Origin of the sequence: Marisediminitalea alba, from assembly GCF_002993365.1 — a bacterium.
Classification (GTDB): domain Bacteria; phylum Pseudomonadota; class Gammaproteobacteria; order Enterobacterales; family Alteromonadaceae; genus Alteromonas; species Alteromonas alba.
Map to the genome: position 1 here is coordinate 55725 of NZ_PVNP01000003.1, position 20941 is coordinate 76665.

Here is a 20941-nt window from a genome sequence, read left to right on the forward strand (position 1 = left end):
GTGGCAGAGGCCACCGTTTTTGATTGTGTTGCAGTAAAGCGCTTGTGGCTTATTGTTTTTTCATCGACTCGTGAAAACCAGCCAGATCCTCAACCTTGGTGGCCCCTTCAATATCTGCAAAGGGTTGTTCCACAAAGCTGGTACCACGCAACTGTACAGAGATCCGTGCAGCACTGTCGTTAAGCATAGTTTGCTGGTAAAACGCCTTAACATCTTCCAGGGTCACTTTTTCCACTGCAGCAATGAGTTTCTGCTCACTATCGAAGTCATATTTTTCGCGATACCAGTCAGAAATAAACGGTACCACTTCGTCGCGCATGTTTTTAGGCGCTTCCTTCAGCGACACCAGTGCACTGGTTTTTAATTTGGCAAACTCTTCCTCGGTTAAGGCATCCAGTGCGACTTTGTATTGCGTTTTAAATTCATCAAAACGCGCCTGCATGGCCGCCACGTCTTTCACCGGGGTCTGAATAAACATTGCAAAACCGGTATAATCACCAATGCTGGTTGCCATACCGCCTACCGCGTAAGCCAGTTGCTCTTCGGTACGCAGCTTGTCAAAGGCAACGGTTCTGAAGTGGCCGCGTAATACCGTGCCGGCTGCGCGGGTATCAAAACCAGGCGTTGGATGCACCATCACATCAATCAGCGCCACATCGGCAACGGTCAGATCCTGCTGCCAGACCAGCGTCTGTTCAGCCTGTGGCAGCCAGAACTCACGCATATCGTAATTTACGCTGGTGCGATCATCCGGCAGAGCGCCTTTTACTAACGCTACCGCATTGTCCAGATCGGCCTTGTCATAGTTACCAAAGGCAAAAATACGCAGTTGGTTTTCACTCAGCAGAGCCTGCATAAACGCCTGCATATCAGCCACCGTTAACGACTCAGCCGCGCTGATAAGCGCATCAGTATTGAAGTTACCTTCACGGATCAGGTTGTTATACGCATCGAACGCCTGATAGAACGGGAATTTTTTGCCAGCATTCTGCAAACCACGTACGTAGCGATCGACTGCCTGGGCAAAGTTCTGCTCGTTAACGTCAACTACCAGTGCATCAAGGGCTTTGGTCAGTAACTCAGGCTGTTTATCGGTAAAGCCACCAATAGCCAGACTGATACCATTACCATCGTTAAAGCGTAACGACATCCCGGCAATGCTGGCCTCAGTCATCAGCGCGCTTTGCTGCAGGCTGTACAGGTCTTGCCACAGAGTCGTCATTACTGTTGCTTTAACATCTGACTCAGGCACACCTGAATTGATATAAACGGTCATTTCACCACGCGGTTGCTCGGTAAATGCCTGACTGGGGAACGACCAAACCTTAACGCCGTTTTCGTCAATCACCAGCTCAGGTTTTTCCTGTGGTGTTTGTGGCTTAAGGGCAAATTCTTCCGGAAGCAGCGTATTGACGGCCGGTAAATTCAGCGCGATTTGCGCAGGCTTTTGCCAGCTGGCAATTTCTTCGTCGCTAATGGTAGCAACCTGATATTTACCGTCATAGAAATGCAGCTGGCTGTCTGATGGTTCATTTTTACTGATGTACCAGATGCGAACGCGCTCAGGCGTTAACTGTGCCAGTACCTCTTCGATAGCCTCAGCATCGAAGGATTCGTAGTAATAGGGCGAAGATACCGCAAACTTAGCCGGTACTTCCTGCATCGCTGCCGCCAGATTTGACACATAGCTAAATTCATCGGATTTCTGCAGGAAACGGAAGCGGTTGTTCAGGCTGGTCTGAATTTCGCTGAAGTATTTAGCATCTACCCCTTGCTCACGGATCAGGTCGATATACTGCATGACCACAGCCACAATGGCTTCGCGGTTTTGCATACCGGCATCGGTGAGGTCGATGTTGATACTAAATGAACCGTAGTTACCATACATGTTCGGCGACGCAGAGGCAGACAGATTAGAAATCAGCCCCATGGCTTTTAACTGATAAGCCGGCGTACCAGGCATCTCAGAGCCAATCAGGTAAGTTAAAAACTGGTTAGGCTTAGTGGCAAACTCATCGCTGTTATCACTGATGGTGAAGTCGATATTGAGTTTTTTAACGTCTTCATTGGGTACGTAATGAATTCGCTTGCCGCCCACTTTGGCAAAATCGAGTTTATCGTCAACTGTTGGATTATCGATGTTCTTGTTTTCAATATTGCCGAAGTATTCTTCTGCCAGCGCTTTCATTTCGTCCAGTGGACGGTTGCTGATCATCGCCAGCTTCATAATGTTGGCCGAGTAGTAACGCTCGTAGAAGTTCACCGTTTCGGTGTGCAGCTTGCTGCCTTCCTTATCGCCAAGGGTTTCCAGGTTACCAATCAGAAAGCGGTTGGCCGGATGGTCGCCCATCAGGCTGCGCGCCAGTTTAAACTGGCCAAAGTAATCCATCTCGCGGCGCATGGACCATTCCGCATTGACCGCATTTTTCTCTTTGTCGGTATACTCCGGGTAAAGTTTGGGCGCCTTGAAGAAATCAGAGAAACGATCCAGCGCTTCGCCGTAGGCATCATTATTGATTTTAAACATGTAGTTGGTGATATCCAGCCACGTGTAGGCATTGTGCTGGCCACCGTTAGCGGTCATAAACTCGGTATACCCTTTGGTATCCGGGTAGCGCTCAGTCCCTAAGAACAGCATATGTTCCAGATAGTGCGCCATGCCCTGCTGTGACATCGGGTCGTGCAGCAAGCCTACACTCACGCTCAGTGATGCGGCCGATTTTTCGGCTGCCGGGTCAGACACCAGCATCACTTCTAATTGGTTGGGTAAAGTAAAAGTATCGTACTGTCTGTCGTCGTTAGGCGATACCATTACGCTCTCTGGCGTAGCAACCGGGCTGGCCGGAGCCTGAGCTTTTTCTGTGGCACATCCGCCAAGCAGTGCAGCGGAAACTACACCTGCAATCAAAAGCTTTTTCATTAAAATGTTACCTTATGCAGCGTTAATATAGTGAGTTGAAACTTTCACACCGACCCGGCTCTTAATAATGCAACTGTCGGAACGAATTTTCACGCAGCACACCATAAAGAAAAGCGCCGCAAGGCGCCAGTCACCGGTTACACAGGATTGTAAACAAATATGTCAGCGATGCTACTGACCCGATATGCAGTTTTGTTTACCGCAAGTCAGACATGCTGATCAATCAGGATCGCGTTGCCGTCGGGGTCGATCATGGCAATGCTTTCTGGTCCTGAAGAACCTGGCTCGGTTTTCTTGGTCAGAATCACCCCGGCATCGGTCAAGGCCGATTCTATATCCTGCACCGATGTAAACGAGTCCAGCGTTTTACAATCCTGATCCCAACCGGGATTAAAGGTCAGGACATTGCCCTCGAACATGCCCTGGAACAGTCCGATGACATTTTTACCGTTGCGCATAATCAGCCAGTTCTGATTAATGTCACCGCCAGACTCGCTGAACCCAAGTTTCTCGTAAAATGCTTTTGAAGTATGGATATCTTTTACCGATAAGCTTACCGAAAATGCGCCAAGTTCCATGTGTTGCCCTCATTGATTAGGTAAACCTAACTATCGTCCAGCCCGAGCTAAATTGCAAAGCAATACGACGGGTGACAGAAGGTAGGCAAGCTGCACCAGTTACGCTAAAGTGAGCATTCTTTTTTCCTACAGTTATTAAAGCGCCATGGACAGACGACGATTTATTAAACTTTCTTCTTTACTCGGCGGTACTCTTACTCTGTCGACCCAGTTAACCGGCTGTGCCTCGGCCCCCCAAACCAAAGACTATTTCCCGGCCGTTGAATTTACCCACGGCGTAGCCAGTGGCGATCCAACCACCAGCGCCGTGATTCTGTGGACCAGAGCAGTACCGGCCGACAATGACGACAGCGGTTATGTGCGCTGGCAAATTGCCACCTCGCCGGACTTCAATTCACCGCTGCGCGACGGCGTGGCAAAAACCACGCGCAACAACGATTTTACCGTAAAAATTGATGTTCAGGATTTACCTGCAGGCCGGTCGTTCTACTATCGCTTTTTTACCAGTGAAAACCGTTCCGTAACCGGTACCACCAGTACTCTGGCGACGGGCGTAATTGATAAGCTGAAGTTTGCTATTTTTTCCTGCGCTAATTATCCGGCGGGTTACTTCAATGCTTACAAAGCAGCCGCTGAGGATAGTGAAGTTGATGTGGTACTGCACCTTGGTGATTACATTTATGAATACCCGAAAGGCGGCTATGCCACGGCCAACGCAGAAGCCATAGGCCGCGACTTTATGCCGGGTAATGAAGGAGAGCTGCTAACGCTTAAGGATTACCGGCTTCGCTATGCAACTTACCGGCAGGACAACGGCCTGCAGTTACTGCATCAGCGTAAACCTTTCATCGCTATCTGGGATGATCACGAGATTGCCAACGATACCTATATGTCGGGAGCGCAGAACCATTCGGCCGACGAAGGCGATTTTTTTGCCCGGCGCACCGCCGCTATTCAGGCCTATTACGAATGGTTACCCATTCGTCCGCCCATGGGCGATGGTAACCCGCAGATTTACCGCAGCTTTGAATTTGGCAATCTGGTAAACCTGTATATGCTTGATACACGGGTAATTGGTCGTGAAAAGCAGCTTAACATGGCCGATTATAAGCGTGCCGATGGCCAGTTTGACGGCAAAGCATTTATGCAGGCGCTGCATAATCCGGATCGCACATTGCTGGGCAGGGCCCAGTTTAACTGGCTGGCCGATGAAGTTAAGCAAAGCAGTGCCCGCTGGCAGGTGCTCGGGCAGCAGATCCTGATGGGTAAGATGCATTATCCTGCTGAGGTACTAACCAGCGAGCGTGAAGCCGTGGCAGGTGCCATTGAAGGTTTGCTTGGTCTGCTCAAAAAGCAACAGGCGGGCGCCACCCTAAGCGAAGAAGAACTGGCTCGTTTAGCCACCAAACTCCCCTACAATCTGGATGCCTGGGATGGGTATGCCGCAGAGCGTGACAAAGTACTCAGCTTGTTCTCGGATGCGCAAAAATCTTTACTGGTGATTGCCGGGGATACCCATAATGGCTGGGTGAATAAGCTTACCGACAACAGCGGCGAGACCGTGGCGATGGAGTATGCAACACCGAGCGTTTCGTCTCCGGGCATGGAAGGCTATCTGGGGCTAAACACAGCACAGGCTAAACGACTGGCTGATGCTTTGCCCCTGTTAATTGACGATCTCAGTTACTGCAATCTTCATGAGCGGGGCTATATGACCATGTCATTTACCCTCTCCATGGTCACCACCCAGTGGCACTATGTAAGTAACATCAGCAACGAAAACTACACCGTTTTCACCCGCCACACCGAGCGGTTTGTCAATTAAGCACTTGCTACAAAGGGCCTTAACAGGCCCTTTGTAGATCTCATGTCGCGCTCAACGAATATACATCTGAGCAAAGTCCGGAATGCGATATTCCGCGCAGATCTGTTCAAAGCCTACACTTAACACCGAATAAATTTCATCCTGGGCACTTTTATCATTGGTGGTCTTTGCCAGCATATTGAGTAGTTGTATGGCTTTATCTGGCTCTCCATAACAACCAAACTCTGATGCCACATGGATCTTCGCGTAAATATCGCCTTCGTCGGCAGCTTGCTGAATGAGGCTTAAGCCGTTCTCGTTATAGGTAAGCCGACCCAGAATAAACTTCGCCCTCACATTACCGCGCTCTTCGCTAAGGTAAGTCAGTACGCGCTTTGCTTTATAATCAGACTTTGGATAACGGGTGTAGCGGTGGCCACTTTTATTCGCCAGACGTCCGGCAAAGTAAGCAAAAGCGTGACGCATTGCTTCGTCGGTCGGCAGCGTATCAAGGTGGGCAGAGGTCACATCAATCGCCCGTGTTTCAAAAGCCTCGCGCTCGGCCATTCGGCTTTCGTGATGGGATTGAGAGGCGCGAAAAACCTCAAAACCGGTTAAAACGATTAAACACGCGGTGAGTGTCAGGCAACAACCTAAAAGCGCCAGCGGCGTGGTTATAAACCAACGATTTCTCAGTCGCCGACTGCTGTTATGCGGGGTTTCTTCGGTGAGAACATAAAATGCCCGGTGCTGCTCAAAGGGAATCGTTAGCCTACCGATATAGGCTGCCGACCATGCGCCAGCACCGTACAGGCCAACTATAATAAACGCCCGGACCGATTGGCCTTCACCGAGGCTGAGGCCAAACATAAAAGCCGCCACAACCACAACAAGGTGGGCCAGAAATGCCATTACCGCGAAGGAAAGTTGATAGCCTCGGCCGTAGAACCGCACCACAATTCCAATTGCCGCGCCACTGAGTGCCAACATGACCGGTGCGAAGCGGTCGTCGTACAAATAAAGCCAGTACCAGAGTACCAGTATGGGTACCGACCAGAACGCCACGGCCAGTGCCGCTTTTAATCCATGTTGCCCGTTAAGCTTTGCTTCAACGGCATCGATTTCCTGTTGGTTTACCTGCACTGCCGTGTTCCAAATATCATTTAATTCTATGATTTTGCTCAATTATACAGAAAATCAATAGTACTGCGGCAGTTTCTTTTACTGGCTTAAACTGGCATCGGGATTATGAATCGAGGGGAGTTCGTGCGGCCCTCACTGCCCGGGGATGCATAAGCTTTTCGAGCTCTTGCAGGTAGGTAGCAATAGTTTGATGGGTTTGCTTATCTGCCGTAACGGCGTTGTACAGCCACTGATAAGCATCCTGATAATCATAGGGAGAACCGTAACCGTCGATAAACAGTTCGGCCAGTTGCATTTGAGCTTTAAGATTTCCCAGTGCCGAGGCTTCGCGCAGAAATATCACCGCTCGTTTGCGGTCTTGCTGCACCAGCGTGCCTTTACTGTAATAGCGACCAAGCTGTTCAAGTGCGGCCGGCAGTCCCTGGTCGGCAGCCTGACGCATAAAATCGATGCCCCGTTCCGGATCGGCTTCAACACAAACACCCCAGGCCAGCATATCGCCCCATAAAAACTGATAGGCGGGCACTTTGAGGACTTCTGCCCGGGCTTCAATATCCTGATTTAACTGGCAGCGATCCATCACCACCCGGTCGAGATGCGCATTACGATTGATCATATTGATCAACTCGTCCTGAGTATAAAGCTGCACAGCTTTAATCTCCTGTGCCTGCGCTGCGTTAACGACTCCCAGCCACAGGACTGAGAGCATCACTAATAAACCACCTTTGTTCTGCATATCACATTCTTCCAGCTAACTCGTCGCCTCTTGGCGTTTTATCGGCCGGCGGGGCGAAAACCTAATTAAATTTAATATTCATGGCACTGTTAATGCGCCGCGTATGCTCTACCACATCAATACCAAGATCGGTGAGATAGCCCCCGTCTACCTGGGTTATCAGGCCTTTGGAATACAGCCGGGCCGCCGCTTCAACAATGGACTGGGTAGCATCATGGTGAATTTTTAATCCCTGCATCAGACTTTCGGCAGGAAACTTCAGTAACAGGTTTAGCTCTTCGATGACGTCGTGTGAAAAAGCCATAAGGACTCCAGGCAACTATTCTCTTTTATTTGTATAGCCAGTATGCGCTTGTTTAGCCAACATGTCATGACGATATGTAGCGCCCACCAACCGGTTTTTTAAAACCTTTCACTCAATGTTTATATAATACCCTTATTAATAAAAACGCAACCAGCGTATACCGCCTTTGGCAAGAATACGCAGAATCGGCGCCCAGGAGTGATCGGCTCAGGGTCTTTAATGGTATACTCCTGAAAACAATCCTGTTTTGATGGGTATCATAAAAACCCAAAGCACGCTGCTGGGATAGCCACAAACTATGAAGTATAAAGATTTACGCGACTTTATCAGTCAGTTAGAAAAAAACGGCGATTTAGTGCGCATTACCAAGCCAATCAGTACCAAACTGGAAATGACCGAAATAGCCGACCGTACCCTGCGTGCCGGCGGCCCTGCTCTGTTGTTTGAAAACCCGGTGGATTTTGACATTCCGGTATTAATGAATCTGTTTGGTACACCAGAGCGGGTAGCCCTGGGAATGGGGCAAAGCTCGGTAGCAGCCCTGCGTGAAGTCGGAAAGCTGCTGGCCTATTTAAAGGAGCCAGAGCCGCCTAAAGGACTCAAGGATCTGTGGGAAAAACTCCCGGTTTTTAAACAGGTTCTGAATATGCCTGCTAAGGAAGTGCGCAAGGCGCCTTGTCAGGAAGTGGTGCTAAGTGGCGACGAGGTTGATCTCACCCGCCTGCCGGTGCAGCACTGCTGGCCGGGCGATGCAGCGCCGCTGATCACCTGGGGGCTCACTGTTACCCGGGGCCCACACAAGAAACGCCAGAACCTGGGCATTTACCGTCAGCAGGTGCTGGGTAAAAACAAACTCATTATGCGCTGGTTGTCGCACCGCGGCGGCGCGCTGGATTTTCGGGAATGGTGTCAGACCCACCCCGGCGAGCCTTACCCTGTTTCGGTGGCGTTAGGCGCCGATCCGGCCACTATTCTGGGGGCGGTAACGCCGGTACCGGATACCCTTTCTGAATATGCCTTTGCCGGACTGTTACGCGGCGATAAAACCGAAGTGGTTAAGTCGGTGAGCAACGATTTGCAGGTACCTGCCAGTGCCGAATTTGTACTGGAAGGTTACATCGCGCAGGACGAAACAGCGCCGGAAGGCCCCTATGGCGATCACACCGGCTACTATAACGAGGTAGACGAATTCCCGGTCTTTACGGTGACTCACATCACTCATCGTAAGGATCCGATTTATCACTCAACCTACACCGGCCGTCCGCCGGATGAACCGGCTGTGCTTGGTGTGGCATTGAATGAAGTTTTTGTGCCCATTCTGCAAAAGCAGTTCCCTGAAATTGTTGATTTCTATCTGCCGCCGGAAGGCTGTTCCTATCGTATGGCGGTAGTAACGATGAAAAAACAGTATCCAGGACACGCTAAACGGGTGATGATGGGCGTTTGGTCGTTCCTACGTCAGTTTATGTACACCAAGTTTGTTGTGGTGTGCGATGACGACGTTAATGCTCGCGACTGGCAGGATGTGATTTGGGCGATTACTACCCGAATGGATCCCGCCCGTGATACAGTAATGATAGAAAACACGCCCATTGATTATCTTGATTTCGCCTCGCCGGTATCAGGGCTGGGTTCCAAAATGGGCCTGGATGCCACCAATAAAATGCCCGGCGAGACTGACCGGGAATGGGGCGAGCCCATCGTTATGGAGCAAGCGGTAAAAGACCGGGTGGATGCAATCTGGGATGAACTCGGTATCATGAACAGCGCAAATTCCGGACAATAAAGTAAACCTACAAACATTAAGAGATTCTGTATACATGTCACAAATTAGATGCCAGGTTGAAGGTATAGCACCACTGACCAAGACGGTTTATCGGGTCGATCTGACCCCTGATGTTTCTCTCGACTTCCAGTCGGGACAGTATGTTTTGGTACACATGGCTGAAGACGATAAACGCCCTTTCTCTATTGCCAATGCGGCGCACGACAACAACCGCCTGGAACTGCACATTGGTGCCGAGCCGGGTAACAGCTATGCGGGCGAAGTGCTTGAGCGCATGCGTCAGGAAAAAGCCATTTTCATCTCCGGCGGGCACGGCCAGGCCACCCTGCAAGACGGTGATACGCCAATGATTCTGGTGGCTGGCGGAACCGGCTTTTCTTACACCTATTCAATTTTAATGCAATCACTGAAGGTCAATCCAAACCGTGAAATCACCCTGTACTGGGGCGGTAAGCACCTTGAGGATCTGTATTATCACAAAGAACTGATTTCGCTGGCTGCACACCATCCGCACCTGACCTACATTCCGGTAGTCGAAAACGCTGCCGATGACTGGGACGGTCGCAAAGGCTGGGTTCACCATGCCGTGCTGGCAGATTACGCCGACTTATCCGGCGTCCAGGTCTATATTGCCGGGCGCTTCGACATGGCTAAGGTAGCCCGCGACGATTTCTTTGAGCGAGGCCTGACTAAAGAAAACCTGTTTGGCGACGCCTACGCGTTTATTTAATCTCACACACTGACGGTGGTTATAATGAAAATAATACGTCCACTTACTTTACTGGCTGTTAGCGCCAGCCTGTCATTGCAGGCTGCTCAGCTTGAATATGTTGATCAGCCTCAACTGCATGATATTGCAGCTAATATCTCTGCCCAGCGGATAGAGCAGGATATTGAGAAGCTGGTGAGCTTTGGTACCCGCCACACTCTGTCTGAAACTGAGTCTGAGACCCGGGGCATTGGTGCTGCGCGCCGCTGGGTTAAAGCCGAGTTTGAGCGTATCTCAGCCGAGTGCGGTAATTGCCTGGAAGTGTATTACAGTTCTGCCACCATCAGTGGAGAAAAGCGCATACCTGATCCGGTTGAGGTCGTCAGTGTGATTGCTGTACAACGTGGTGTGAGCGATCCAGACCGCTACGTATTGATGTCGGGAGATATTGATTCGCGGGTCTCAGATGTGATGGATGCCACCTCAGACTCTCCCGGCGCGAACGACAATGCCTCGGGGGTAGCCGGCACACTGGAAGCTGCCCGCGTACTCAGTCAGTATCGATTTAATGGCAGCATTGTTTATGCCGCGTTATCTGGCGAAGAGCAGGGCTTATTTGGCGGTAAAATTCTGGCTGAACAAGTCGCTAAAGATGGCTGGCGGTTAAAAGCCGTGCTGAATAACGACATGATTGGCAACATTGAAGGGATCAACGGCGTTATTAACAACACCACGGCCCGGATTTTCGCCGAAGGCACGCGTCAGACAGAAACTGACCGCGAAGCCACCATTCGTCGCTTTACCGGCGGTGAGGTAGACTCACCGAGTCGCAACCTGGCCCGTTATATCGATTTAGTCGCTGACCGCTATATTCCTAATCTGGATACCATGGTGGTTTACCGCCTCGACAGATTCGGCCGCGGTGGGCACCACCGCCCGTTCAACGACCTTGGCTTTCCTGGCGTTCGAATCATGGAAACCAATGAAAACTACGTGCGTCAGCACCAGGACCTGCGGGAAGAGGACGGCATCAAATATGGTGATACCATTGATGGGGTTAACTTTGATTACGCTGCTAAACTTACTGCACTGAATGCGGTGAGTCTGGCCAGTATGGCCTGGGCACCTAATCCGCCTGCCGAGGTAAGCATCAAAGGGGCAGTAGAGCCTTCTACTACTCTGAGCTGGCGGGCTTTGGACAAAGCGCAAAACCCGCAACTGGCTGGCTATAAGATTTACTGGCGCTATACCGACGCTCCGCAGTGGCAGTTTAGTCGATTTGTTGGAGATGTGACCGAATTTACCCTGGAGAACGTAGTGATAGATAACTATTTCTTCGGCGTAGCCAGTGTCAGTAAAGATGGTTTTGAGAGCCCTGTTGTGTTTCCGGGTGCCGCAGGAGCGTTTGGCGAGTAATGTTTAAAGAGGTGTGGTAAATATGCAATTAAACGGTGTGGTGCCTGGCCTTTTGTCAGCGTGGTTAATGGTATTAGCCTTTTCTGCTGCGGCGCAATCGCCCATCACCTTAGTTGCTAACCCCTTACCCACCCTGGTTAGTGAAGAGACCGAAAATGCCAGGCTCAATCAACTGGTTGAGCAGGCATTCAGCGAGCTCGGCGTAGAGGTCACTCTGGCCGTAGACCGTCCGGCTTTTTCTGGCAGCGGTTTACTCACCGGCAAGTACGACGGCGAATTTGCTCACCTTGCCCTGCAGGAACAGCGCGACAACCTGCTCTACAGCAAAGCCTATCTACCCGCCCTGCTGTATGTCGCCAGCCGTAAGTATCCACTCGATGAAGTCACCCAGTTTTCCCACATTCGCAATAGTCGGGTGGCAACCACCAACCGAATTGCCAACACGCCGGCAATGCGCAATATTAAAGCAGTGTCCTGGGTGCGTAATCCGGCGCTTTTCGACATGTTCAGTCAGCTGTCAGAAAAACGTGCTGATTATGTTTTTGAAGACTGGCTGGTCATTGCCGAATTTAACCGGATGCTCACCAACAATGGTGAAAAGCCTTTATATGTATCACCCTATCCGTTAGTGACATCCGCCGTAACAATCAGTCTGCGCAAGGATTACCCCAATGCCCGGCAACTACTGGACAGATTTGATAGTTATATTCGTGATATTCAGCGCGATGGCCGGTTTAACCTTGCTATGGCAGTGAGCTGGACCAGCATGGATATCAATGGTGACGGCACAGCAGACTGGATAACCAGCGCGCAAATGCACCATGACGATGTACCGCCCATGTCGCAGAAAGGCGTGCTGCCACTGGATAAAACCAAACCAGGCGAAGCCTCTTTGTTTGTAATAGATGGTGAGCAATTCAGTAGCTGGCCTGATGCCCAGGCAAAGCTTAACGACCAACCGGTTCTGCCCCGCCCCACTCTACTGGATCGGGAAGTCTACAAGCGCATGCTTCAGCGTTGGTAAACCTGGAGTCATTATCGCACCTAGGCGACAACTTCATACTACGATGAAAGACTCCCCCCTTGCTTTCTTAGCTAAGTGCTAATATAGCTGCAATAATAAAAATTCCCCCAAATCCCGAAATTTAAACTAAAGTTTAATTAATCACTATTCGGGATATTGTGATGAGCAGCGCAATAATAGATATCGACAACTTAAACATAAAAAATATACTGGAGCATGCTCATATCGGTGTAATTATACACCGTGCTGATACCTCTGTTGTTTATGCAAATCCGGCAGCAATTAAGCTACTTAACCTGAGTTACGATCAGTTAATCGGCAAAGACGCCTACGATCCACAGTGGGCCTTTGTTGACGAAAATGGCTTGCCACTCGAGCACAATAGCTACCCTGTAAATCAGGTACTAAATTCTAAACAGCGTATAGAGAACAAAACAATTGGCTTAATCGACCATACCAGTAAAGATATAGCCTGGTTTATGGTGAACGCTTACATGGAAGGGCATGAGGGGGCGAAAAACTGCTTCATCGTAGTAACGTTTTCAGACATCACCGAGCGGGTAAAGCCATTTTCAGCTGAGGACATACTGGAAAATGCCCAGGACATTATAATTGTCACAGAAGCTGACAATATCGACTATCCGGAAGGGCCCAAGATAGTTTACGTAAACCGGGCATTCGAAAAGCTTACCGGTTACACTAAAGATGAAGTCATTGGCGAATCACCGCGCATATTACAAGGCTCACTTACCGACAAAGAGGCCAGGAAGTCTATTTATCAAGCGCTCAGGAAAAAACAGTCCGTCAGTCAAACGTTACTGAATTACGATAAATGCGGCCGCCCCTACTGGATAGATATGAACATTATCCCTTTAAAAAATAACTCTGGCCAGGTTACCCACTTCGCTGCTATTGAACGAGATATATCACAAATAAAGTTTCATCAAGAACAACTAGCCAACAGAAACAACGATCTTAAAGCCTTAAAAGCCAATTTAGAAAAAAGAGTGCGGGAAAGAACGCTTTCACTCCAGCAGGCGAAAACGCAATTAGAGAGTATGGCTTACTTTGACCCACTTACCCAGTTACCCAACCGACGCTTTTTCAGCATACATTTGAGTAAGCTGATTGCTGCTGCAAAACGTCGCAAGGAAATGATAGCGCTCGGCCTGATAGATATCGACAATTTCAAGTCCGTTAACGATACATTTGGGCATAATGCAGGTGACGAAATATTAAAAAAAGTAGCAGAGATCATTAGCGACCTGTTCCGTCATGAAGATGCAATCTGCCGCTACGGCGGAGAGGAATTTGCTTTCTCAATAATGATCTCTCAAAAAGATCAGGCTGAACAAGCTTGTGATCGTCTTATTCAGGCAATCAGAGATAAGCAATACCAACTTGAAGAAACAAATTTAACAATTACCGCCAGTATTGGTGTGTTTACCACGTTAGCAGAGAATATCGACAACGAGCATGAGCTATTTAGAAATGCCGACTCTCTGATGTATAAAGCTAAACAAGATGGCAAGAACCGTTACTACATCGACTAGGTTTATCAACTTATTGCCGATAATCCTTTTTTTACATTGTATAAACGAGTACAGCCTTAACAAACCAAAGCTCTTAAAATTCGCTCCCACACTGTGCCTTTGCAGTAATATAAAACGGTGGCTCGCAAGCTAAAGACGTTGAAACTACATTAACATTACCTAAAGATAAACAAAGTTTATAAGTATTCACACACCACCCTGTGGTTTTCGCTGTTCTATGCGGGCCTTTGAACGGATCTGTAAATGACCCGTCACCTTCCGATGGATCGGATGGATGGGACGCCACTAAGGTACCTTTTGTCTCAATGAAAGACCGCCAGCAGTTCGACATCAATGTGTCATGAAGAGACATGACTCTATTTGCTACCAGCAGGTGAGAAAACTGAACACCATCAATGCTGGAAAGTAAGGGATGTATCTTAAAATCTAACTCAGGATTATGGCTCGAAAGGTTAAACCTGTCCGCAGTAGAAACTTCAAAGGTAATAGCATTTCCTTCCCCATAGATTCTGGTGGCTCTTAGCGACTGTGTTGTTGGATCAGGACTAATAAAAAACGAGCCATCAGCCAGCGAAAGCTCAAATGACGGTTTGTTGGCAAAGATTTCACTAACAAACCGGCTCCAACTCCTGCCATCCATTCTGACCAGAATGCCCTGAGCAATTTGCTGGAAAACAGTTTGCCGCTTCTCCAGTGAGTTAAGATATTCGGTAGGGTGATGTCTGCAAGCGTTCTCTTCGCTTTCTGAATGCTCCCCGTTAAGCGAGGTAGCGTAAGCAACACTGCCTGTGGCCAGACACGCTGAAACGATATATGCCCCTAAATTCTTCAAAAGAAATCCGTTTTATTATGAAGTAGAAACGCCAGCATCGGCAAAAGGGGCTATTTGTCAATCGATTAGCAATTTGAAAGCAGTACTTCAAAAAAGTTAGAAAGACGGTTTACCACTGCGAGCCACGCCACTGGCCAACCCATTCGCCATTTTGCAGGATATCTTCAACTCTGCTGAAGGGGTCTGTAGTGGTAGCCATAAACAACCGATACTCGCCGCGACTGTCTTCAAACACGTAGGTCCCTTTGGTGTCAGGACCGGCAATTAGTTTTAGTCGGGTTGATACGCTTTGTTGCACTGTACCTTGTGAGTACGTTTGTGACATGATGCTTGCCTTTATGATTGGTTCATTTTAACAGACCGTGCTTACAGCCAATTACTTTCAACGTTAAAAAAATGACTGTAAGCCAGTTTGCGCACGGCCGAGTATCAGGCCATGAATATCGTAAGTCCCTTCGTAAGTATTCACTGTTTCCAGATTCAACATGTGCCGCATAATGTGGTATTCGTCAGAGATCCCATTACCACCATGCATATCCCGCGCTTTTCTGGCAATTTCCAGCGCTTTACCGCAGTTATTGCGCTTTATCAGGGATATCATCGCCGGATCAAACTGTTCTGCATCGATCAACTGGCCGACTCTGAGTGCCGCCTGTAAACCCAGCGTAATTTCGGTTTGCATATCTGCCAGTTTAGTTTGAAACAACTGAGTTTGCGCCAGCGGCTTACCAAATTGTTTACGATCCAGACCATACTGCCGGGCCGCATGCCAGCAAAACTCAGCGGCGCCCATGGCTCCCCAGGCTATACCATAACGGGCCATATTCAGGCAGCTGAAAGGCCCTTTCAGACCGCTTGCCCCGGGCAGCATGTTTTGCTCAGGTACAAACACCTCGTCCATGACTATTTCGCCGGTGATAGAGGCTTTAAGCGACAACTTACCGCTAATTTCTGGTGTAGACAGCCCTTGCATACCGCGCTCAAGAATAAAGCCACAGATGGCATTATCCTGCGCCGTATTCTTAGCCCACACCACACAAATATCAGCAATAGGTGAGTTGGTGATCCACATCTTGCTTCCACTGATACGGTAGCCACCAGCAACCGGTTCAGCGCGGGTTTCCATGCTGGCCGGGTCGGAGCCGGCATTAGGTTCGGTTAAACCAAAGCAACCAATCATCTCGCCACTAGCGAGCTCTGGCAGGTATTTTTGTTTTTGCTCTTCGCTACCAAATTGGTAAATAGGATGCATAACCAATGAAGACTGCACGCTCATGGCGCTGCGGTAGCTGCTGTCTACCCGTTCGACTTCACGGGCAATCAACCCATAGGCCACATAACTTACACCGGCACAGCCATAACCATTGATGGTGGCGCCCAGTAAACCCATGTCGCCAAACCGGCGCATTATTTCAGGGTCAAACCGTCCCTCTCGGTTAGCGTTTAAAATACCCGGTTGCAGGGTTTCCTGACAAAACTGATGGGCCGAGTCGCGCAGCATACGCTCCTCATCACTAAGTTGAGCATCCAGCATTAACATATCCTGCCAATAAGGGTTAACCGACATCCTCATCTCCTGTTTATCGTATTTGTAGGGTCGCTTTAGATAAGCTTTTATAGTTAGCTTTTGTGGGTAACATTATACACTTTACGACCTGTAGCCTGGCTAAATCCCGCTTAAAGGCAACGCCGTTGTGTACTTTATTTGTTCCATCGCAAAGCTCGAGGTGACATCTCCCATGGGCATGTTTTTAATCAGGCGCTTATAGAAATGATCAAAGCTTTGCATATCGGCTACCATCACCTTAAGCATGTAATCGTATTCGCCGGACATGCGATAAAACTCTACCACCTCCTCAAAAGCGCTGCAGTGCCGGGCGAATTCATTTAACCATTGATCATCATGGCGGGCGGCTTTGACCTGCACAAAAACGGTGAGCTTTAAGCCCAGCGCCTCGGCATCCAGCAGGGCAACTTTACGGCTGATCGGCCCTTGCTGTTGAAGGCGCTGAATACGTCGCCAGCAGGGTGTGGTGGTAAGGCCAACCTGTTCGGCGATTTCCTGTACAGCCATCTCACTGTCACCTTGCAACAGGGCGAGTATTTTTTTATCGGTGGCATCCATAGAATTATTTTCCAATAAAAATCAATTATTGAGTTTCACCAATCAATAACAATGACATTTATCGAAAATTTTAGCAACGCATTGCATGACTAACAGAGCATACTTTTAGTCTCTTTTCTTTGCTCTACCGGATATCTGATATGTTTGATTCGCCAGCGGCGTACTCCCAGCCAAACGCTATTCACCAGTGCATTACTGAAACTATAGGCAATACACCGCTGGTGCGCCTCAAACGTTTACCTGAATTACGGGGTGCCGGGGCTACCGTGCTGGCCAAGCTGGAATATTTCAATCCGGCCGGGTCGATAAAAGACCGGGCTGCGTTGGCTATGCTGGAAGATTTGTTGCGCCAGCATAACGGCAATGTCAGACATATCATTGAAGCCACCTCTGGCAACAGCGGGGTAGCCTGTGCCTGGTTAGGTGCTGTATACGAGATTCCGGTTACCATTGTTATGCCGGAACATATGTCGAGCGAACGACAATTAATGATCCGCCATTATGGCGCCAATTTAATTACCACACCCAGTGGCGATGGCATGCCCGGAGCCATTGCTCACGCGGATAGTCTGTTAGATGACATTGAAGGTGCAGTATCCATGGACCAGTTTGCCAACCCTGCCAATGCCGCTGCGCACCAGAACACCACGGCGCGTGAAGTATGGCAACAAAGCAACGGACACATTGACGCGCTCGTTGCCTGCATGGGCACCGGCGGCACGCTCACCGGCATGGCGCGCTACCTTAAAGCCCACAACCCGGCGATTAAAATCATTGCAGCGGAGCCCAGCGCCTGCCCGTTATTAAGCACAGGCGAAGGGGGCGAACACGCCATTCAGGGTGTTAATCCGGGGCATATTCCTAAGGGGCTGGATCGCAGTCTGATTGATGAGGTACTGACAGTGGATTGCCAGCAGGCTATTGAAACCGCCCGACTACTGGCCCTAAAAGAAGGCATGGCAGCAGGCATATCATCCGGCGCCACCACAGCCGCTGCGCTGGCTCTGGGTGGCAGAAAAGAATTTCAGGGGAAAACCATTGTCACCATACTGGCCGATAGCGCCGAACGGTATTTCTCTACCACCCTGTTTGCGTAAGATAATTAGCCCAGCTTGTGCCACCATGGCACGCTAAAATCAACATTGCTGGCAGGGATTTCAACGGCATTGGGTCTGACAAGCCCTAGCCACCAGGTTTCAGCAATATCTTTATCGAAAAACACCAGTTGCTGTTTCTCGCTGTATGCCTTATAGGCATTAAAATAGGCTTCGATAGGTAACACCGGGTGACTATGGTCAAATACCACGCGACCGCCGTGTGCTTTATATAGATGCGCATCTACAGCAAATTGCAGGGCGGCAAACTCAGCCAGTTCGTCGAGTTTCTTACCATTAAACGACTCACTGCCAAAGGCCTCTTTAAACGACGCGACAAATTCCGGTGCGGCCGTCAGGTTATAGTTGGCAGCATAGTCGCGCACAAAGTGATGCTCAACAAACTCAACAATCTTAGTGAAGTTCTGCAACTCCCGGCGCTCAGCGCCCATGGGATCCTCTTTTAAACTGGCCAGCTCTTCTTCAGTAGGCTTAAAGTCGCTCTCTGTCAGGGTATGGGCACCAACAGACACCACGGGCTTATCTTCTGCCAATGACTCAGAAAACTGCAAACAACAAAAGAGTAATAAGAAAAATTGAAAAACGCGCTTCATGGTCACAATGCTCTTTACACACATTCGCCATGCAGGACGTAAGCGTACCGCTCACAGCTAGTGTGATTGGTTTACCGGTAAACCACCAGAGTGATGGTTCAGAATAGAGAAAGGCCCCTACCTTTCGGCAGGGGCCTCACAAATTATTTAGATGGCTTGTACGTTAGCCGCCTGCAGACCTTTTTGTCCCTGTTCAACTTCAAATTGAACTTTCTGACCTTCTACCAGGGTTTTATACCCATCGGAGATGATTGCACGAAAATGAACAAATACGTCTTTACCGCCGTCGTCCTGCGTTAAAAAGCCATAACCTTTTTCAGCATTAAACCACTTAACGGTACCAGTTACTTTAGACATGAAAACCTCAAAAAAACTCTGTAAAACCTTTGTGCCATGCGACACGAACTTGCTTCTTTAACTAGGGGTGACTCACGGCAAAACTATCAAACAGGTCATACAGCGCTAACTTTAATTAGCGATTATAACTGCGCGACGTTAGTAACGAACGAAAGCACAACTATTTAAAGAACAACACCACTATAACCACACCCTGAGTAAATTGATACTAAAATCACCCAAACTCTTATAATTTCATTAAAAATTAATTTTAAGGTCATATTGAAATAACTGATTCGCCTGCAAAAATTGGCCTTTCAGTCAGGGTGTGAACTCAGCGACGGCCCTTCCACCAGGCCACAAACCAGCACCCACTGCCCAGTAAAGCCAGACCAGCCGACAAGCTCCAGTGAGCCGGATATAAAGGCAGAATGGCGGCCACAATAATCAGGGTTGCGCCGACAATACTAAAGTGCAGAGCCTTCTGTGCCCGCTTTTGTTGCTGCAATAATGCGGCATTGGCCTGCTGCTGCTTCTCCGGGAAGTGTTTTACCTGCTTAAGCGTGTCATACAGTAAATCCGGCATGTCCGGCAGCTTTTCACTCCAGAAAGGCAGGTTAGACTTCACTTTGGAAAACATTGCCCGCACACCAATTTGCTCGCGCATCCAGTTTTCCAGGAACGGCTTAGCGGTCTGCCATAAATCCAGTTGCGGGTATAACTGGCGGCCAAGGCCTTCGATATAAAGCAATGTTTTTTGCAGCAACACCAGTTGCGGCTGCACTACCATGTTAAAACGCCTGGCCGTATTAAATAATTGCACCAACACATTACCGAATGAGATTTCGGCCAGCGGCTTTTGGAAAATCGGTTCACACACCGTGCGAATGGCCACCTCGAATTCATCGATATTGGTATCCGAGGGAACCCAACCAGAATCGGCATGTAACTGCGCTACTTTTCGATAGTCGCGATTGAAAAACGCAATAAAGTTCTCAGCCAGGTAACGCTTGTCTTCCTGATTGAGCGTACCGACAATGCCAAAGTCGATGGCAATGTACTGCGGATTTTGCGGGTTTTCCCGCGACACAAAGATATTGCCCGGATGCATGTCGGCATGGAAAAAGCTGTCACGGAACACCTGGGTAAAGAACACCTCAACGCCGCGCTCGGCCAGAATCCGCAGATTAGTATCTTGCTCTATCAGCGCTTCAATATTAGAAATAGGAATGCCGTAGATACGCTCCATTACTAACACGTTCTTAGTACAGTAGTCGCTGTAAATATTGGGCACGTATAAGGCTTCGGAACCTTCAAAGTTTCGCCCTAACTGCATACCGTTAGCCGCTTCGCGGTTAAGGTCAAGTTCGTCCACGATGGTTTTTTCGTACTCTTTAACCACTTCAACCGGGCGCAATCGCTTGCCATCAGGTAACCACTTCTGCAGCACTTTGGCAAAGGTCAGCATCAGCTCGGTATCGGCTTTAATGGTTTTACGAATATCGGGGCGCAGCACTTTTACCACTACGTCGGTGTTGCAGTCTTTCAGTTTCGCCGCGTGCACCTGGGCAATACTGGCCGAGGCAAGGGGTGTTTCACTAAACTCGCCAAACACCTGATCGAGAGAAGAAATATTCAGCGCTTTAAGAATAATCGCTGTGGCGCGCTGACTATCAAAAGGTTTTACCCGGTCCTGCAGCATGGCCAGCTCGTTAGCAATTTCCGGCGGCAGCAGATCACGCCGGGTCGACAACATCTGACCAAATTTAATAAACACCGGTCCCAGAGCCTGTAATGCCAGAGTTAACCGGGCGCCGGCATTTTTCTCTTTGTGCTGGTTACGGATCCAAAAGATACTCATGCGCATAAGGCGCACATACCAGGGCAACCACTTGGCAGGGATCAATTCGTCAAGACCGTGCTCGAGCATGACCCGGTTAATATGGTAAATCCTCAGTAACTGCATA

General features: G+C 49.1%; 19 protein-coding genes. 7 read left to right on the top strand and 12 right to left on the bottom strand.

Annotated features, from left to right (window positions below; translation table 11 throughout):
* Positions 1-49: 49 nt before the first annotated feature.
* Positions 50-2920, bottom strand: a complete 2871-nt coding sequence (locus C6Y40_RS00275; RefSeq protein ID WP_105932789.1) for an insulinase family protein — start codon at positions 2918-2920, stop codon at positions 50-52.
* A gap of 206 nt (positions 2921-3126) precedes the next feature.
* Complete coding sequence (locus C6Y40_RS00280; RefSeq protein WP_105932790.1) at positions 3127-3498, bottom strand: VOC family protein; 372 nt, start codon at positions 3496-3498, stop codon at positions 3127-3129.
* A gap of 145 nt (positions 3499-3643) precedes the next feature.
* Here C6Y40_RS00280 and C6Y40_RS00285 point away from each other — a divergent pair, with 145 nt between their 5' ends.
* Positions 3644-5323: an alkaline phosphatase D family protein gene (locus C6Y40_RS00285; protein WP_105932791.1), complete on the top strand. Its 1680-nt coding sequence runs from the start codon at positions 3644-3646 to the stop codon at positions 5321-5323.
* Between the two features lie 51 nt (positions 5324-5374).
* Here the strand turns inward: C6Y40_RS00285 and C6Y40_RS00290 are convergent, their stop codons facing one another.
* The 3 genes from C6Y40_RS00290 to C6Y40_RS00300 form a co-directional block, all read right to left on the bottom strand.
* A complete protein-coding gene (locus C6Y40_RS00290) occupies positions 5375-6445 on the bottom strand; it encodes a hypothetical protein (RefSeq protein WP_146129458.1) in 1071 nt (356 codons plus the stop codon).
* A 103-nt stretch (positions 6446-6548) separates the two neighbouring features.
* Complete coding sequence (locus C6Y40_RS00295) at positions 6549-7154, bottom strand: tetratricopeptide repeat protein (RefSeq protein ID WP_240621801.1); 606 nt, start codon at positions 7152-7154, stop codon at positions 6549-6551.
* Between the two features lie 88 nt (positions 7155-7242).
* Positions 7243-7485 carry a TIGR02647 family protein gene (locus tag C6Y40_RS00300; RefSeq protein WP_105932794.1) on the bottom strand — a complete coding sequence of 81 codons (243 nt, stop codon included), beginning with the start codon at positions 7483-7485 and terminating at the stop codon, positions 7243-7245.
* A 298-nt stretch (positions 7486-7783) separates the two neighbouring features.
* Between C6Y40_RS00300 and ubiD the strand changes: the two genes are divergently transcribed.
* The 5 genes from ubiD (at position 7784) to C6Y40_RS00325 (ending at position 13973) form a co-directional block, all read left to right on the top strand.
* A complete protein-coding gene (gene ubiD, locus C6Y40_RS00305; protein WP_105932795.1) occupies positions 7784-9271 on the top strand; it encodes a 4-hydroxy-3-polyprenylbenzoate decarboxylase in 1488 nt (495 codons plus the stop codon).
* Between the two features lie 34 nt (positions 9272-9305).
* Positions 9306-10001: an NAD(P)H-flavin reductase gene (gene fre / locus C6Y40_RS00310; RefSeq protein WP_105932796.1), complete on the top strand. Its 696-nt coding sequence runs from the start codon at positions 9306-9308 to the stop codon at positions 9999-10001.
* Positions 10002-10025: 24 nt separating this feature from the next.
* On the top strand, positions 10026-11396 hold the full coding sequence (locus C6Y40_RS00315) for a M28 family metallopeptidase (RefSeq protein ID WP_105932797.1): 1371 nt from the start codon (positions 10026-10028) through the stop codon (positions 11394-11396).
* A gap of 22 nt (positions 11397-11418) precedes the next feature.
* Positions 11419-12420, top strand: coding sequence for a substrate-binding periplasmic protein (locus tag C6Y40_RS00320; RefSeq protein WP_146129459.1), 1002 nt, complete (start codon positions 11419-11421; stop codon positions 12418-12420).
* Positions 12421-12581: 161 nt separating this feature from the next.
* Positions 12582-13973, top strand: a complete 1392-nt coding sequence (locus tag C6Y40_RS00325) for a sensor domain-containing diguanylate cyclase (protein WP_240621795.1) — start codon at positions 12582-12584, stop codon at positions 13971-13973.
* 73 nt (positions 13974-14046) lie between these two features.
* Here the strand turns inward: C6Y40_RS00325 and C6Y40_RS00330 are convergent, their stop codons facing one another.
* The 4 genes from C6Y40_RS00330 to C6Y40_RS00345 all read right to left on the bottom strand — a co-directional run bounded on the left by C6Y40_RS00330 (position 14047) and on the right by C6Y40_RS00345 (position 16930).
* Positions 14047-14805 carry a hypothetical protein gene (locus C6Y40_RS00330; protein WP_105932799.1) on the bottom strand — a complete coding sequence of 253 codons (759 nt, stop codon included), beginning with the start codon at positions 14803-14805 and terminating at the stop codon, positions 14047-14049.
* Positions 14806-14914: 109 nt separating this feature from the next.
* Positions 14915-15130, bottom strand: a complete 216-nt coding sequence (locus C6Y40_RS00335) for a hypothetical protein (RefSeq protein ID WP_105932800.1) — start codon at positions 15128-15130, stop codon at positions 14915-14917.
* A gap of 63 nt (positions 15131-15193) precedes the next feature.
* The gene (locus tag C6Y40_RS00340) at positions 15194-16372 is read right to left on the bottom strand and encodes an acyl-CoA dehydrogenase (protein ID WP_105932801.1); all 1179 of its coding nucleotides are present in this window, start codon (positions 16370-16372) and stop codon (positions 15194-15196) included.
* Positions 16373-16471: 99 nt separating this feature from the next.
* Positions 16472-16930 carry an Lrp/AsnC family transcriptional regulator gene (locus C6Y40_RS00345; RefSeq protein ID WP_105932802.1) on the bottom strand — a complete coding sequence of 153 codons (459 nt, stop codon included), beginning with the start codon at positions 16928-16930 and terminating at the stop codon, positions 16472-16474.
* A gap of 140 nt (positions 16931-17070) precedes the next feature.
* Between C6Y40_RS00345 and C6Y40_RS00350 the strand changes: the two genes are divergently transcribed.
* Positions 17071-18027, top strand: a complete 957-nt coding sequence (locus C6Y40_RS00350) for a PLP-dependent cysteine synthase family protein (RefSeq protein WP_105932803.1) — start codon at positions 17071-17073, stop codon at positions 18025-18027.
* A 5-nt stretch (positions 18028-18032) separates the two neighbouring features.
* On the opposite strand, the gene C6Y40_RS00355 is transcribed toward C6Y40_RS00350, so the two are convergent.
* The 3 genes from C6Y40_RS00355 to ubiB all read right to left on the bottom strand — a co-directional run bounded on the left by C6Y40_RS00355 (position 18033) and on the right by ubiB (position 20940).
* Positions 18033-18638: a hypothetical protein gene (locus C6Y40_RS00355; RefSeq protein ID WP_105932804.1), complete on the bottom strand. Its 606-nt coding sequence runs from the start codon at positions 18636-18638 to the stop codon at positions 18033-18035.
* Between the two features lie 147 nt (positions 18639-18785).
* Entirely contained in the window at positions 18786-18995 is a 210-nt protein-coding gene (cspE, locus tag C6Y40_RS00360) for a transcription antiterminator/RNA stability regulator CspE (protein WP_105932863.1), read from the bottom strand.
* A 313-nt stretch (positions 18996-19308) separates the two neighbouring features.
* Positions 19309-20940: a ubiquinone biosynthesis regulatory protein kinase UbiB gene (gene ubiB / locus C6Y40_RS00365; protein ID WP_105932805.1), complete on the bottom strand. Its 1632-nt coding sequence runs from the start codon at positions 20938-20940 to the stop codon at positions 19309-19311.
* Position 20941 lies beyond the last annotated feature (1 nt).

Bases quoted from the DNA above. Each gene is read 5' to 3' on its own strand.
- C6Y40_RS00325 (WP_240621795.1), top strand. From the start codon at position 12,582: ATGAGCAGCGCAATAATAGATATCGACAACTTAAACATAAAAAATATA.
- C6Y40_RS00295 (WP_240621801.1), bottom strand. From the start codon at position 7,154: ATGCTCTCAGTCCTGTGGCTGGGAGTCGTTAACGCAGCGCAGGCACAG.
- ubiD (WP_105932795.1), top strand. From the start codon at position 7,784: ATGAAGTATAAAGATTTACGCGACTTTATCAGTCAGTTAGAAAAAAAC.
- C6Y40_RS00340 (WP_105932801.1), bottom strand. From the start codon at position 16,372: ATGTCGGTTAACCCTTATTGGCAGGATATGTTAATGCTGGATGCTCAA.
- C6Y40_RS00275 (WP_105932789.1), bottom strand. From the start codon at position 2,920: ATGAAAAAGCTTTTGATTGCAGGTGTAGTTTCCGCTGCACTGCTTGGC.
- ubiB (WP_105932805.1), bottom strand. From the start codon at position 20,940: ATGCAGTTACTGAGGATTTACCATATTAACCGGGTCATGCTCGAGCAC.
- fre (WP_105932796.1), top strand. From the start codon at position 9,306: ATGTCACAAATTAGATGCCAGGTTGAAGGTATAGCACCACTGACCAAG.
- C6Y40_RS00280 (WP_105932790.1), bottom strand. From the start codon at position 3,498: ATGGAACTTGGCGCATTTTCGGTAAGCTTATCGGTAAAAGATATCCAT.
- cspE (WP_105932863.1), bottom strand. From the start codon at position 18,995: ATGTCTAAAGTAACTGGTACCGTTAAGTGGTTTAATGCTGAAAAAGGT.
- C6Y40_RS00285 (WP_105932791.1), top strand. From the start codon at position 3,644: ATGGACAGACGACGATTTATTAAACTTTCTTCTTTACTCGGCGGTACT.
- C6Y40_RS00300 (WP_105932794.1), bottom strand. From the start codon at position 7,485: ATGGCTTTTTCACACGACGTCATCGAAGAGCTAAACCTGTTACTGAAG.
- C6Y40_RS00320 (WP_146129459.1), top strand. From the start codon at position 11,419: ATGCAATTAAACGGTGTGGTGCCTGGCCTTTTGTCAGCGTGGTTAATG.
- C6Y40_RS00355 (WP_105932804.1), bottom strand. From the start codon at position 18,638: ATGAAGCGCGTTTTTCAATTTTTCTTATTACTCTTTTGTTGTTTGCAG.
- C6Y40_RS00350 (WP_105932803.1), top strand. From the start codon at position 17,071: ATGTTTGATTCGCCAGCGGCGTACTCCCAGCCAAACGCTATTCACCAG.
- C6Y40_RS00315 (WP_105932797.1), top strand. From the start codon at position 10,026: ATGAAAATAATACGTCCACTTACTTTACTGGCTGTTAGCGCCAGCCTG.
- C6Y40_RS00335 (WP_105932800.1), bottom strand. From the start codon at position 15,130: ATGTCACAAACGTACTCACAAGGTACAGTGCAACAAAGCGTATCAACC.
- C6Y40_RS00345 (WP_105932802.1), bottom strand. From the start codon at position 16,930: ATGGATGCCACCGATAAAAAAATACTCGCCCTGTTGCAAGGTGACAGT.